A 14,423-nucleotide genomic window follows, 5' to 3' on the forward strand; every position below is an offset into this window, starting at 1 on the left:
GACGGACATGGGGCGCCGGGAGAAGCCGCTGGACCCGGGGGCGGGAGCGGTGCAGCGGTTCGCGTACGAACTGCGCAAGCTGCGTGACGAGGCGGGCACGCCGACCTACCGCGCGATGGCGGCCCGGGCCGGCTACTCCGGGCCCACGCTGTCCGCCGCCGCGGCCGGGGAGCGGCTGCCGACCCTGCCGGTGCTGCTCGCCTATGTCACCGCGTGCGGCGGGGACCCGGCGCGGTGGGAGCGGCGCTGGCGCGCGGTCACCGCCGAGGCCGCCGGCGTGCCCGCCGCCGAGGACGGGCCCGGCGGCCCGTATCCGGGGCTCGCCCGGTTCGACACCGCCGACCGGGACCACTTCCACGGCCGCGACGACCTGGTCGCCGAACTCGCCGGCCGGGTCCGCCGGACCCCGCTCTGCGCGCTCGTCGGCGCCTCCGGCAGCGGCAAGTCGTCCCTGCTGCGGGCCGGACTGATCCCGGCGCTGCGGGAGAGCGCGGACCCCGGCGCGCGCCCGGCCGCGATCCGCGTCCTCACCCCGGGCCCCCGCCCGGGCGGCCACGAGGCCCTGTTCACCCCGTACGACGGTCCGGGCGACACGCTGCTCGTCGTCGACCAGTTCGAGGAACTCTTCGCACTCTGCGCCGACCCGGCCGAGCGGGAGCTGTTCCTCGGCCGGCTGCTCACCGGGCTCGACCCCGGGTCCCGGCTGCGCGTCGTGCTCGCCGTGCGCGCCGACTTCTACGGCCGCTGCGCCGACCACCCCGCGCTGGCCAGGGCGCTGGGCGAGGCGACCGTGCTGCTCGGCCCGATGTCCGCGGGGCAGCTGCGGGAGGCGGTCGTGCGGCCCGCCGCGCGGCACCGGCTCGTCGTCGAACGCGCCCTGACCGCACGGATCGTCGAGGACATCGCGGGCGAGCCCGGCGGACTGCCCCTCATGGCCCACGCCCTGCGCGAGGTCTGGCGCCGCCGCACCGCCAGGACCCTGACCCTGGCCGCCTACGAAGCCGTCGGCGGGGTGCGGGGCGCCGTCGCGCACACCGCCGAGGACCTCTACACCCGCTGCACGCCCGCCGAAGCCGCCGCCGTCCGTGCCCTGCTGCTGCGCCTTGTCCACCCCGGCGACGGCACCGAGGACACCCGCCGTCCGGTCGACCGCGCCGAACTCGGCACCGGAGCCACCACCGCCCGCGTCCTCGAACGGCTCGTCCGCGCCCGGCTGCTGACCGTCGACGGCGGCACGGTCGACCTGGCCCACGAGGCCCTCCTCGACGCCTGGCCCCGGCTGCGCGGCTGGATCGACGCCGACCGGGCGCGGCTGCGCGCCCACCGCCGGCTCACCGAAGCCGCCCGCGGCTGGCGGGAGCTGGACCGGGACGCGGGCGCCCTCTACCGGGGCGTCCGGCTCACCGAGGCCCGCGAGCTGTTCCACGCGGACGAGAGGGCGGCGGAGCTGAACGGCCCGGAGCGGGACTTCCTGGCGGCGAGCGTGGCGGCGGACGACCGGGCCCTGCGCCGCGCCGTCCGCACCGCGCGGCGGCTGCGCGGCCTGACCGCCGCCCTCGCGGCGCTGCTCTGTCTGGCCCTGGCCACCGGCGCGGTCGCCTGGCGGCAGAGCGGGGTCAACGCACGGCAGCGCGACCAGGCCGAGGCCCGCCGGGTCGCCGCGCTCGCCGGCACCCTGGAAGCCGCCGACCCGCGTACCGCGATGCGCCTGGCACTGGCCGCCTGGTCCGCCGCCGACCTCCCGGAGACCCGGACCGCCCTGCGTACGGCCGCCGCCCAGAGCGAGCAGGACGTGTTCACCCAGCCCGAGGAGGGCGGGCGGGCGCTCAACGCACCCGCATGGCTCAGCGACGACGGCCGGGTGCTCACCGCGGTGGCGCACGACCGGGCCGTGCAGTGGGACGTCCGCACGCACCGGCGCATCCGCTCCGTCGGGCGTCCGGGCCTGTCCGAGGACGTGATCGCCGTCAGCGGGGACGGCCGGCTGATCGCCCAGGCGGCACCCGGCGGCAGCGGCACGCTCGTCCGCGGGCTCGCCGACGGGAGCACCCGGCGGCTGCCCACCGGCACCTCGCAGGACACGGACGGCGGCTTCGGGCCGACCGACCGCACCTTCCTCGTCCGCCGCCCCGCCCACGACCCGGACGGCGACCGTGCGGTCCTGGAGCTGTGGGACCTGGACACCCGGCGCGTGCTGTACCGCTACGCGCACGGCGAGGACGACGGCCCGCCGCCCCTGCCGAGCCCGGACGAACGCCACCTCGCCTGGTGCGGGCACGACGGCACCCGGCTGCGCGTCCTCGACCTCCCCACCGGCCGGCTGCTGGCCGCTCGCCCGCCCCGCTCGACCGGACGCCTGCTGTGCGAGGGGGAGGAGCTGGTCTTCACCCCCGACGGCCGCGCCGTCGCCTCCGCCACCTCCGAAGGCATCGTGACCTGGGACTTCCACACCGGCCGCGAACGCCCCCGGCTGCCGGTCGCGGGCGGCGCGCACGCGGTGGCCTTCCACGGCGCGTACGCCCTGACCTGGACGTCCGGTTCCCTCTCCCTGTGGCGCACGGACCTCGCCGCCCCCGCGGACGGCGGCCCGCGCGCGCCGCTGCTCACCTACCCGGTGGCGGGTTCGACGCTCGGTGATCTCACGCTGGATCCGGCGGCGGACGTCCTGCGCTACCGCGAGAGCGGTCGCACCAGTGTCGTCCACACCCTGTCGCTGCACGGGCTGACGGGCCCAGACTGGCGGGCGAGACCGGCCGGCCGCGCCGCGTTCGACGTGCGCGGCCGGCCCGTCCCGGCCCACGGACCTCCGGTCGTCGGCCGGGAGAACACCCTCGCGGTCGACCCCGCGGGCCGTACCGCGATGACCCACGAGGGCACGCTGGTGGACATCGCCACCGGAAGACGGCACACCGGCGGGGTCACGGGGGAGGACCTGCTGCGCACGGCCGCCTTCAGCCCCGATCGGCGCCTGCTCGCCGCCGAGGACGGCAAGGGCCGCCTCACGCTGTGGGACGCGCGCACCTGGCGCAGGACCGCCGTCCTCAGACCGGCCGGTGCCACCGTGGTGACCTCCGCCCTTGCGTTCTCCGCCGACGGATCCGCGCTCGCGGCGAGCACGGCCGACGGGGCCGTGCAGACATGGGAGACGGCCCGGCCGCGGCCGGCCGCCGCGACCCTGCCGGCGGGTGACGGCCCGGTCCTCGCCGTGGGATTCGGCCCGGGCGGCGCGGAGTTGCACATCGCCACACCCCATCTCCCGGACCGGGTGCTCCCGTTGGCGCCGGGGCGGGCGGCGGCCGCGATCTGCGCGCGGGCCGGCCAGGTCACCCGCGCGCAGTGGCACCGGTACCTCCCGTCCGTGCCGTACCGCGAGACCTGCCGCTCTTGACTTCGAGCGCACTCCACGTGATGGAGTCCGAGCCGATCACCGAGAACACAGGGGGCAGAGATGACCGATTCTCCGGTCGCACTCATCACCGGCGGCGGCAGCGGTATCGGCGCCGCCGTCGCACGGCAGCTGCTGGACGCCGGACACCGGGTCGCCGTCACCGGCCGGGGCGAGCCGCGGCTGCGCGCGTTCGCCGAGGGGCTGGGCGAGCCCGCCGGGCTGCTGACGATCACGGGCGACGCGGCCGACTACGACGACGTACGGGCGGCGGTCGACCGCACGATCGAGGAGTACGGCCGGCTGGACACGGTCGTCGCCAACGCGGGCTTCGCCACCCATGACGCCGTCGCCGACGGTGACCCGTCGGGCTGGGCCCGGATGGTGCTGACCAACGTCCTGGGCCCGGCCCTGCTCATCCGTGCCTCCGTGGACGCGCTGAAGGCGACCGGCGGCCGGATCGTGCTGGTCGGCAGCGTCGCCGGGTTCGTGAACACGCCGGGCAACCTCTACGGCGCCACCAAGTGGGCGGTCACCGGGCTCGCCGAGAACACCCGCCGCCAGGTGACGGAGTTGGGCATCGGTGTCACCCTGATCGCCCCCGGCCGGGTGGAGACGCCGTTCTGGGGCGGCACCGACAGCCTGCCGCCCGGGCGGCTGCTGACCGCGGACCAGATCGCCGACTCGGTGGTCTGGGCGATCCGGCAGCCGGCCGGGGTCGACATCAACACCGTGGTCGTACGCCCGCTGGGTCAGCCCAACTGACGTACTCCCGGAATCAGTTGTTCGCGAGGAACTGCTTGGCCAGCTGGTCGCCGAGGGAGACCGCCGCGCTGTGGCTCTCGATGGGGGAGACCTTGGAGTTCTTGAACAGGATGTAGGTCACGCCCGAGTCGGTGCCGCCGGTCTCCGGGTCGGAGTCGATGCCGAGCGCCTTGGCGGTGGCGTACGAGGCCTCGCCGATGATCTTCGTGGGGCCGGTGTCGCCGACGACGGCGTACTCGACCTTGTTGTTGTAGATGACCGCGACCACACCGCCGCCCTTGATGCCGGCGCTGGAGTAGTTCCAGATGCTGCTGGTGCTGGGGACCACGACGTACGGCAGGGTCTCCGCCTTCAGCGGCTTGCCGTCGGACTGGTGGAAGGCGGTGTCGTCCTGGTACCAGGGGTCGCGGTCCTCGTTGCAGTTGGCGGTGCGCTGGCCGTCGCAGTCGATGTCCATGTCGGCCTTCCAGAACACCGCGCCGTTCTTGCCGCACACGGGGACCGTGGCCGACGTCTCGTCGTCGGTCTTGTACTTGCCGCTGGAGATCTGCGAGCAGGACGTCACCTTGGCGAGCAGGTCGGCGGCGCTGACCGTGCCCTCCTGAGCGGACTCGGGCGAGGCGGCGGACGCGTGGGCGGGGAGGAGTCCGGCGGCGAGCAGGGCGGCGCCGGAGGCCGCGGCGAGGGTCAGGGTGCGCAGGCGCATGGGGGGGAACCCTTCTGTTAGGAAAGTTTCCTTACTGGGTGCGCTCCACCGTGGCCCCGCCGACATGCCCCCGTCAAGCCTTGGGTTGCGAACGGCTGAAACGCAGGCGTATTGCGGTGAATTGCCTGGCCGGAGAGACTGAATCAGTCGGATACACCACATTTGTTCGACTCTGTCCGTGGCCGCTGTCCCCGGAGGTGAGGCTCATGTTCGTACGCGCGGTGTACGCGACCGGTGATCCGGCACTGCTCGACACGGCCGTCCGGTCGCTGAACAGTGCGGGCCGGGACCTGCTGGAGGAACGCCCCGGGTACCGCGGCGCCGGGGTCTTCGCGGACCGCGAACTCGGCAAGCTCGTGGCGGTGAGCTGGTGGGAGACCGAGGACGCGCGGCGCAACAGCGACGAGGTCATGAGCGAGCGGCGCGGGGCGCTGCTGGAGCCGTTCGCCGGCACGGTGTCGGTCGCCAACTATGAGGTCGCGGTGTTCCACCAGATCACGCCCCCGCGGCAGGGCGGCGGGCTGCGCGCCACCCGGCTGGAGTTCGACCCGCGCGACGCGGACCTGGTCATCGACACCTTCCGGGCCACGGTGGTGCCGCGGGCCGAGTCGCTGCCGGGGCTGTCCAGGTCGTCGCTGATGATCGACCGTGCGCGGGGGCGGGCGGTGGCCGGGCTGCTGTTCGTCGACCGGGGCGCGCTGGTCGCCTCGCGCGGTGCCATGGCGACCGTGCGCCACGAGGCGTCGGCCAAGGCGCATGTGGACGTGGTCGGCCTGGAGGAGTTCGAGGTGGTGCACGCGGACGTGCGCTTCGACTGAGCCGCCGGCCCGTACGGGTGTCGGTCCGGGGTGTGCCGTACGGGGTGTCCGTACGGCACACGGCCGTGTGTCCCGCTGGGCGCGGGGCGCACGGCCGTGTCCGTGGCGGGCGGGTCAGCCCATGTCGAAGTGGGCCGGGTCGGGGCCCAGTCGGCGGTCCTCGTTGAGCGCGCTGATCGCCGCGAGGTCCTCGTCGTCCAGGCTGAAGTCGAACACCTCGATGTTCTCCCTGATCCGGGACGGCGTCACGGACTTCGGGATCACGACGTTGCCGAGCTGGATGTGCCAGCGCAGCACGACCTGGGCCGGGGTGCGGTTGTGCTTCTGCCCGATCGCGACGATCGCCGGCACCTCCAGCAGGCCCTTGCCCTGGCCGAGCGGGGACCAGGCCTCGGTGGTGATGCCCTGCTCGGCGTGGAGCTCGCGCGACGCGCGCTGCTGCAGGTGGGGGTGCAGCTCGATCTGGTTCACGGCCGGGATGACCGAGGTCTCGGCGATCAGCCGTTCGAGGTGCTCGGGCAGGAAGTTGGAGACACCGATGGCCCGGACCCGGCCGTCGGCGTACAGCTTCTCGAACGCCTTGTAGGTGTCGACGTACTTGTCCCGGGACGGCAGCGGCCAGTGGATCAGGTACAGGTCGATGTAGTCGAGCCCCAGCTTCGCCAGCGACGCGTCGAAGGCGCGCAGCGTGGCGTCGTACCCCTGGTCGCTGTTCCAGAGCTTGGTGGTGACGAAGATGTCCGCGCGGGGCAGGCCGGAGGCGGTGATGGCCTTGCCGGTGCCCTCTTCGTTGCCGTAGATCGCAGCGGTGTCGATGCTGCGGTACCCGGCCTCCAGTGCCGTGGCGACGGCCCGCTCGGCCTCGTCGTCCGGCACCTGCCAGACGCCGAAGCCCAGCTGGGGCATCTCGACGCCGTTGTTGAGGATGATCGGGGGGACCTTGCTGCTCACGAGCCTCTTGATCCTTCGGTTGTGGACAGGTGTTACTCCTATCGTCAACGATCACGGCCCGCTCCGCATTCCTGACCGCCGAATCCGTCGCGGCTGACCGGCGATTCAGCGTCCGCAACGCAGGGGATCCGGCGTCCGAGCGGCTTCGTCCTCAGATGAGGATCAGCCGGCGTGCCCGTCCGGCCGCGAGCGGCGCCCGCCGGCCCGGCTCCTCGTGAGGCGGCCGGCTCCGTCGCCCCCCGCACGACCGTACAGCCGTTCCCGCAGCGGGCCGCACAGCTCCTCCCCTTCCGCGCCGGGGACGCCCTGGTAGACCGCGAGCGCCTCGGACCAGCAGATCCGGGACCGCGCCGACTCGCCCTGTCCGGCCATCGCATCGCCGAGGACGACCAGCACATCGGCCCGCCGCCGGTCTCCGCCCACCCGGCTGAGGACCGCGAGGGCCTGCTCGGCCTCGGCGGCGGCCCTGCCGGGCGCCCGGAGCGCCAGCTGGATCTGGGCGCGGCGGAACCGGACCATGCCCTCCCCGAGCGGCTGGCCGCAGTCCTCGAAGATCACCAGAGCCTGGTCGAGCTGGCTCAGCGCCTCGTCCGTCCGCCCGGTGGCGGACAGCGCGATGCCGAGCGCGTACCGCGACTCGGCGAGTGCGAGGGTCGCGGCTTCGGAGCCGATCCGGTCGATGGCCTCCTCGGCCAGCGCGACGGCACTGCGCGCATTGCCGAGCCCCGCCTCGACATGGGACAGCTGGCAGAGCGCGCTGGCCACGCCGAACGGGTTGTCGTCGGCACGGAAACGCGACAGCGCCTCCCGCAGCCAGCGGTCCGCCTCCGTGAACCGGCCCTCCTGCAAAGCGATGACACCGCGGTCGTACCGCGCCCACGCGCCGGTCACCGGATCGTCCACGGCGAGGGCCAGTGCCAGGGCCCGCTGGGCCTCAGCGTCGGCCTCGCGCAGATCGCCCGCCGTCAGATGCACGGCGGTCAGCGCGGCGCAGGCCCGGCCCTCGGCCCGCGCGTCGCGCGCCTCGTGCGCGGCGCGCTTCGCCGCGGCAGCGGTGTCGTGGTACAGCCGGGGATTGCGCACACCGACCGTGTCCTTCACGCTCCACAGCAGGTCGATCGCCCGGCGCAGCCGGCCGCCGCGCGCCAGTTGCCGCGCGCAGGACAGGATGCCCTCCGTCTCCGCGCCCAGCCAGCGGCGGGCGTCCTCCAGATAGGAGAACTCGGCCGCCGCGCGGGACGTCGGCGCCAGGTGCTCCACACTGCGGTCGCCGGGATGCTCCACCGCGTACGCCTCGGCCGCGCTCGCCAGATAGAAGTCGAGCAGCCGGGTGAGGGCCGCCTCGCGCTCCTCGGGGGCCTCCCGCTCGGCGCAGGCCCGCGCGTACAGGCGCGTGAGGTCGTGGAAGCGGTAGCGGCCCGGTGCCGCGGACTCCAGGAAGCCGGTGTCGACCAGCGCCTCCAGCTGGTCCTCCGTCTCCTCGGGCGGCCGGTCCAGCATGGCGGCGGCGGCGTCGAGCGCGATGTCCGCTCCGTCGGCGAGCCCGATGAGCCGGAAGGCCCGTGCCTGATGGGGTTCCAGCTGGCCGTAGCCGAGTTCGAAGGAGGACCGCACCGCGAGGTCGCCGGCCTGGAGTTCGTCGAGCCGGCGCCGCTCGTCGGCGAGCTTGGCGGCCAGCACGGCCACGGTCCAGGTGCGCCGGGCCGCCAGCCGGGACGCCGCGATACGGATCGCGAGCGGCAGGAAACCGCAGGCACCGACGACGTCGAGGGCCGCCTCCCGCTCCGCGGCCACCCGCTCCTCGCCCACGATCTGGGTGAACAGCTGCACCGCCTCGTCGGGGCTCAGCACATCGAGGTCCACGAGATGGGCACCGGCCAGATCGACCATGCGCACCCGGCTGGTGACGAGGGTCGCGCAGCCCGGAGCGGCCGGGAGCAACGGCCGCACCTGCGCCGAGTCGCGGGCGTTGTCCAGCAGCACCAGGACCCGGCGCCGGTCCAGCATCGAGCGGTACAGCGCCGCGCGGTCGTGGAGCGAGTCCGGGATCTGGGCGTCGGGGGTACCCAGGGCGCGCAGAAAGCTGCCGAGCACGGTCTCGGGCTCGGCGGCCCGGGGCCCCACGCCCTGGAGGTCCGCGTAGAGCTGGCCGTCGGGGAACGCGGGCCGGGCGGCATGGGCGACGTGGACGGCGAGCGTCGTCTTGCCGATGCCGCCGATACCGGCGAGGCCCGAGATGGCCGTCAGGATGCCCGGTCCGCTCTCCAGGAGTGTGCACAGCTCGGCCACGAGCGCCGTCCGCCCGGTGAAGTCCGGGACGGTGGCCGGCAGTTGGGCGGGGCGGACGAGAGCCGCCCGGTAGGGCACCTCGGGATCGTCGGCGGCACCGCCCAGCGCCGGGTCGGCCCGGAGGATGCGCTGGTGGAGTTCGCGCAGCGCGGGCCCGGGCTCGACGCCCAGCTCCTCGGCGAGGAACCGCCGGGTGTCGGCGTACACGGCGAGGGCCTCGGCCTGCCTGCCGCTGCGGTACAGGGCCAGCATCAGCAGTTCGCGAAGGCGCTCGCGCAGCGGCTGCGCCGCGGTGAGCGAGGTGAGTTCGGAGACGGTCTCCGCGTGCGCGCCCAGCTCCAGGTCCAGGCCGAGCCGGGCTTCCCGCAGCTCCAGCCGCCATGCCTCGAGCCTGGCCCGGTGCGCCTCGGCGAACGGCCCGGGCACGCCCGCCAGCGCCTCCCCGTCCCACAGCGCCAACGCCTTGCCGAGCAGCGTCCGCGCCCGCGCCAGCTTCCCGTCCGTGCGGCAGCGGTCCGCTTCGGCGGCGAGGTGCTGCGCCTGCTCCAGGTCGAGGGAGCCCGGCGCGAGCGCGAGGGCGTACCCGCCGGACTCGGTGACCAGGACGCCGGGGCCGAGGAGCTTGCGGAGCCGGGAGGCGTAGGTGCGCACGGCCGCCAGTGCCTGTGACGGGTGATCCGCCCCCCAGAGCGCCTCGATGAGGTCGGCGGCGGTGACGGTGCGGCCGGCACGCAGCAACAGGACGGCGAGCAGGGCGCGTTGCTGGGGGGAACCGGCGGGCGTCGCGTCGCCGTACCGGTGGAGCTGTACCGGACCGAGCACCTTGAACTGCTGGGGCGGGGCCGGTGCGGCCGCCGCCGGCCGGCGTACCGGTACGGACGGCATGGGGGGAGCCGGCAAGGGCGGCGCGGCGGACCGGCCGCCGGGGCGCGGGCGGGGCGCCGTCGAGCCGCGGGCGGCGCTCTCGGCCCGCTGTCGTGCGGTGGCCGCCAGCCGGCCGGCCGCCCGCAGGCGTCGCCCGTCCCCGCTGCGGACGGCGGTGTCGCCCTCCGCGGCGGCCAGGCTCACCAGCGCCGCCACCGCCTGGGGGTGCAGGGCACCGGCGGTCGCCGCCGTCTTCTGCGCCGCGACGGCCAGGACGTCCGTCGCCCGTTCCATGCGGTCCCGGTCGCCGGCGGCTCGGGCGGACTCGAACTCGGCGGACGCCAGCGCCACCAGCGCGGACAGGGCGGCCGGATGCTGTCCGCCGAGTACCGCGACGAGACGCCGGACGATCAGCTCGATGTCGTCGACGAGCCGGTCCGCGTCATCGTGCCGGTCCTGGGTCCGGGCGGCCGCGGCGAGGACGCACGTCGCCAGCAGACGCAGTTCGAGAGGGTCCACGGCGTCGCCGTCGTCCTCCGGCACCCGGTGCAGCGCCTGGGCCGCGGCCTCGGCCGCGGCGAGGTGGTCGCCCAGCCGTGTCCTCGTCGCGGCCAGGTTCGCGAACGTCCTGGCGGCGACGAGGCCGGTGTCCTGGCGTGCGCCCAGCTCCACGGCGGTCCCCAGCACGGTCGAGGCGGCCGGCAGGTGGCCGCGGTCGGCCAGGACGACGGCCAGCCGGTTGAGCGAGTCGAGGTCGTCGCGCAGCCGCCGCGCGTCCCAGGCCAGCCGGGACACCACCTGTTCCAGCAGGGCCTGCGACGCGGCCCGCAGCCCGAGGGCGTCGAGCCGCGGGACGATCCGGGCGAAGGCCCGGCCGAGGTCCGGATGGGCCAGCAGCGCCTCGCTCTGGCTCAGCAGCCGGGCCGCGACGGCGGCCCGCTCGCGGTCCGCGATGGAGCCGGGTCGCGCCTGTTCGGTGTGGCGCAGCGCCTCACGCCACACCCGCGGAACGTCAGGTGCCGCCCCGGTCATGCGCCGCCTCCGCCGAGTTCCTTGTCGATGAGCTTCTGGACGGTCAGGAATTTGAGGTCGGCGAGCTGCGCCGGGTCGAGGATCCTGCGCTCGGCCCAGTCGTCCAGCTGGCGCAGCAGCGCCTCGGTGCCGGAGAACCGCGGGGGCTGCGGACGGGCCGCGGCGGCGCGCGATCCGCGGGGGCGCAGTACGTCCACGAGGTGCGCGACGTCGAGGTGGTCGAAGCGCCGCATCGCCTCCCCGAGGGTGGCCGCGATGAGGACGTTGGCGGCACGGGAGCCGTCGGACCGGTCCGGGGTCTGCTCGATGAGGATGCCCACCACGGCGGGCTGCCGCTCGTCGCCGGGCGGCACGCCCTCGACGGGCCCGCCCGAGTAGCCGGAGTAGTCGCCGAGCTGCTGGTCCGCGGTCAGCTGGAGCGCCTCGATGGTCGCCCCGCCGGCGCACAGATGCGGTGCGGTGCGGTCGATCCGGCCACTGAGATGGACCTCGTCGGCAGCCGGCCGGTACGGGCCCTGCCAGCGGTCCCCGTCCCGCGCCACGTCCGCCGCGGGGATCGGCAGGTCCACGTGGTGGTCCGCGGCGATCTCGACCAGCGCCAGGTCGGCCTCCTGGTCCTGCCGGCAGATCCGCCCGCCGACACTGCGCCCGTCGGCGAGCCGGATGTCGACGCACTCCTCGGGGGCCACGCCCCGCAGGCAGTGCAGCGCGGTGAGGACGAACCGCCGGGTGAGCAGGAAACCGCCGCCGAGCCGCTGCCGGGCCTGGTACAGGTCGACCCAGTACCCCGGGCCGGTCACGGCGTCCCCGTCTCCGGGGTGCGCTCCACGGTGAGGGTCACTTCGAAGGACGCCTCGGCGGACGCCTTGGACAGGATGACGCCGGCCTCCGCCGCGAGGGTCAGGCCGAAGGTGACGTCCAGGCTCCGCACCTGCCATCCGTCGCGCCGGGGGACCCGGTCCAGGGAGCGCTGGGCGATCTCCGACGCCTGCACGATGGCCTGCTCGATCTCGGCGGCGCGTTCGTCGAGACCCGCCGTGGTGCGGGTGCGGCTCGCGATCTGCCGGTTGCCCGCCGCGTCGAGCGATACCGTCTCGACCCTGATGTCGGCCATGACCGTACGTCCCCCGTGTGCGCTGGAGCCTGCGATGTCGGACCGCGGCCCTGGCGGGCACAGATCCCAACAGGAGCGTAGCCGCGGTGACTTGGCGCCGCGACCGCTTCCCGCGGCAAGGCGGGTGCGGCTGCGGCCGGCCGGTCAGGTCAGGTACAGCGCGTCGACCTCGTCCCCGTACGCCTTCTCGATCGCCTTGCGCTTCAGTTTCAGCGAGGGGGTGAGCAGGCCGTGTTCCTCGGTGAACGGCTGGGCCAGGATGCGGAAGGTGCGGATCGACTCGGCCTGCGAGACGAGGGTGTTGGCGGCGACCACCGCCCGCCGCACCTCCGTCTCCAGGTCGGGGTCGCGGACCAGCTGGACGGCGGTGAGCCGGGGCTTTCCGCGCATCTGGAGCCAGTGGTCGACGGCCTCCTGGTCGAGGGTGATGAGGGCGGCGATGTAGGGGCGGTCGTTGCCGACCACGATGCACTGGTTGACCAGCGGATGGTCGCGGACCCGCTCCTCCAGCACCCCGGGGGAGACGCTCTTGCCGCCGGAGGTCACCAGGATCTCCTTCTTGCGGCCGGTGATGGTCAGATAGCCGTCCTCGTCCAGCGTCCCCAGGTCGCCGGTGGCCAGCCAGCCCTCGTGCAGGGTCTCGTCGGTGGCCTTCGGGTTGTTGAGGTAGCCCTGGAAGACATTGCCGCCGCGCAGCCAGATCTCCCCGTCGTCGGAGATGTGCACGGTCACCCCGGGGATGGCCTGGCCGACGGTGCCGTAGCGGGTGCGCTGGGGCGGGTTGGCGGTGGCCGCCGCCGTCGACTCCGTCAGGCCGTAGCCCTCGTAGATCTGGACACCCGCGCCGGCGAAGAACAGGCCGAGGCGGCGGTCCATCGCCGAGCCGCCGGACATCGCGTTGCGGATCCGGCCGCCCATCGCGGCGCGGACCTTCGCGTACACCAGCTTGTCGAAGAGCTGGTGCTGCATCCGCAGCCCGGCCGACGGGCCGGGCCCGAGGCCCCACGCCTTGGCCTCCAGCGCCTCGGCGTACTTCACGGCGATGTCGACGGCCTTCTCGAACGGCCCCGCCTTGCCTTCCGCCTCGGCCTTGCGGCGGGCCGCGTTGAACACCTTCTCGAAGATGTAGGGCACCGCGAGGATGAACGTCGGCCGGAAGGCGGCCAGATCGGGCAGCAGGGCGGCGGCGTGCAGCTGGGGCTGGTGGCCGAAGCGCACCCGGCCGCGGATCGCGGCGACCTCCACCATCCGCCCGAAGACGTGCGCCAGCGGCAGGAACAGCAGCGTGGACGCCTCGTCGCCCTTCTTCGAGTGGAACACCGGCTCCCACCGCTCGATCACCGTGTCCGCCTCGAACATGAAGTTGCCGTGCGAGATCACACAGCCCTTGGGGCGGCCGGTGGTGCCCGAGGTGTAGATGACGGTGGCGACGGAGTCCGGGGTGACCGCCTGCCGGTGCCGGTGCACCACCTCGTCGTCCAGGTGCGCGCCGGCGTCGTACAGCTCCCGTACACAGCCCGCGTCCAGCTGCCACAGCTGGCGCAGCTGCGGCAGCCGGTCGATGACGGTGGCGATGGTCATCGCGTGGTCCTCGTGCTCCACGATCGCCGCGGACACCTCGGCGTCGTAGAGCATCCAGAAGCACTGCTCGGCCGAGGAGGTGGGGTAGACGGGCACCACCTGCGCGCCGATGGTCCACAGGGCGAAGTCGAAGAGGGTCCACTCGTAGCGGGTGCGGGACATGATCGCGACCCGGTCGCCGAACCGGACGCCCCGGGCGAGGAGGCCCTTGGCCAGCGCGAGCACCTCGTCGCGGAACTCGGCGGAGGTGACGTCCCGCCACTGCCCGGACTCGTCCTTGCGGCCCAGGGCGATGTGCAGGGGGTCGGTCAGGGCATGGTCGAAGACGACATCCGCCAGACCGCCCACCGGCGGCGGCGACGCCAGCGGAGGGTTGGTGTACTCGTGCAACTCGCTCCCCTGTCTCGCGCCTCGGTGACATGGCCCACGCCCGCACAGCGCGGTGAAAGCTACCCCACGCGCCCGGTGTGCGGGAGGGGGTAGGAAACCGAGCAAACCTCACGTTTTACCCGGGCTCCTACCCGGAAATGCCCGCACATACGGAAGGGCCGGACACAATACTGACGGGTCAGTAAGCTTCGGTGCGGCAATCTCCACCGAATCTGTACGCGCCGATTACCGCACCTCACACGCCGAAGAGGCGGCAGGAGAGGGGTCTCCTCCCTGCCGGGACGACCGCGCCGGCCCGCGACGGGACCGCGCCGCACGCCCCTGGACCCCCGGAGCGCCTGCGCCGCGCCGCTGACCGCCGCCCAGCCCCGGGCCACCGCCCGCTCCCGCTCCCCGGCCCCCGCGCCCGCGGCTGACCGCCGCCCGGCCCCGGGCCACCGCCCGCTCCCGCTCCTCGGCTCCCGCGCCCGCGGCTGACCGCCGCCCAGCCTCGGGCCACCGCCCGCTCCCGCGCCTGCGGCTGACCGC

At 74.4% G+C, this 14,423-nt stretch carries 8 protein-coding genes and 1 pseudogene; 3 read left to right on the top strand and 6 right to left on the bottom strand.

Translation table 11 applies throughout. The features are described from left to right. Positions 1-7 precede the first annotated feature (7 nt). Together ACF073_RS08045 and ACF073_RS08050 are read left to right on the top strand one after the other, a co-directional pair. On the top strand, positions 8-3,388 hold the full coding sequence (locus ACF073_RS08045) for a hypothetical protein (protein WP_392067602.1): 3,381 nt from the start codon (positions 8-10) through the stop codon (positions 3,386-3,388). A 60-nt stretch (positions 3,389-3,448) separates the two neighbouring features. Further along, complete coding sequence (locus tag ACF073_RS08050; RefSeq protein ID WP_392067603.1) at positions 3,449-4,150, top strand: SDR family oxidoreductase; 702 nt, start codon at positions 3,449-3,451, stop codon at positions 4,148-4,150. Positions 4,151-4,163: 13 nt separating this feature from the next. Here the strand turns inward: ACF073_RS08050 and ACF073_RS08055 are convergent, their stop codons facing one another. Then, positions 4,164-4,856, bottom strand: a complete 693-nt coding sequence (locus ACF073_RS08055) for a glycoside hydrolase family 75 protein (RefSeq protein ID WP_392067605.1) — start codon at positions 4,854-4,856, stop codon at positions 4,164-4,166. A 206-nt stretch (positions 4,857-5,062) separates the two neighbouring features. On the opposite strand from ACF073_RS08055, the gene ACF073_RS08060 reads away from it, so the two are divergent. Next, complete coding sequence (locus ACF073_RS08060) at positions 5,063-5,674, top strand: hypothetical protein (RefSeq protein ID WP_392067606.1); 612 nt, start codon at positions 5,063-5,065, stop codon at positions 5,672-5,674. Positions 5,675-5,788: 114 nt separating this feature from the next. Here ACF073_RS08060 and ACF073_RS08065 read toward each other — a convergent pair whose 3' ends face one another. From ACF073_RS08065 to ACF073_RS08085, 5 genes and pseudogenes are all read right to left on the bottom strand, one after another. After that, on the bottom strand, positions 5,789-6,625 hold the full coding sequence (locus ACF073_RS08065; RefSeq protein ID WP_392067608.1) for an aldo/keto reductase: 837 nt from the start codon (positions 6,623-6,625) through the stop codon (positions 5,789-5,791). Positions 6,626-6,901: 276 nt separating this feature from the next. After that, positions 6,902-9,799: pseudogene (locus ACF073_RS08070) on the bottom strand (BTAD domain-containing putative transcriptional regulator); the annotation flags it as partial. Positions 9,800-10,806: 1,007 nt separating this feature from the next. Continuing rightward, complete coding sequence (locus tag ACF073_RS08075; RefSeq protein WP_392067609.1) at positions 10,807-11,610, bottom strand: serine protease; 804 nt, start codon at positions 11,608-11,610, stop codon at positions 10,807-10,809. Continuing rightward, positions 11,607-11,924: a CU044_2847 family protein gene (locus tag ACF073_RS08080; RefSeq protein WP_208878925.1), complete on the bottom strand. Its 318-nt coding sequence runs from the start codon at positions 11,922-11,924 to the stop codon at positions 11,607-11,609. Before ACF073_RS08080 ends, ACF073_RS08075 begins: the two co-directional genes overlap by 4 nt. Before the next feature lie 144 nt (positions 11,925-12,068). Then, a complete protein-coding gene (locus ACF073_RS08085; protein WP_392067611.1) occupies positions 12,069-13,895 on the bottom strand; it encodes an AMP-dependent synthetase/ligase in 1,827 nt (608 codons plus the stop codon). Between the last annotated feature and the right edge of the window lie 528 nt (positions 13,896-14,423).

Origin of the sequence: Streptomyces sp. NPDC015171 (assembly GCF_043079545.1) — a bacterium.
Taxonomy (GTDB): domain Bacteria; phylum Actinomycetota; class Actinomycetes; order Streptomycetales; family Streptomycetaceae; genus Streptomyces.

Excerpts from the sequence above, each read along its gene's own strand:
- ACF073_RS08045 (WP_392067602.1), top strand. The coding sequence starts at position 8 with ATGGGGCGCCGGGAGAAGCCGCTGGACCCGGGGGCGGGAGCGGTGCAG.
- ACF073_RS08050 (WP_392067603.1), top strand. The coding sequence starts at position 3,449 with ATGACCGATTCTCCGGTCGCACTCATCACCGGCGGCGGCAGCGGTATC.
- ACF073_RS08055 (WP_392067605.1), bottom strand. The coding sequence starts at position 4,856 with ATGCGCCTGCGCACCCTGACCCTCGCCGCGGCCTCCGGCGCCGCCCTG.
- ACF073_RS08060 (WP_392067606.1), top strand. The coding sequence starts at position 5,063 with ATGTTCGTACGCGCGGTGTACGCGACCGGTGATCCGGCACTGCTCGAC.
- ACF073_RS08080 (WP_208878925.1), bottom strand. The coding sequence starts at position 11,924 with ATGGCCGACATCAGGGTCGAGACGGTATCGCTCGACGCGGCGGGCAAC.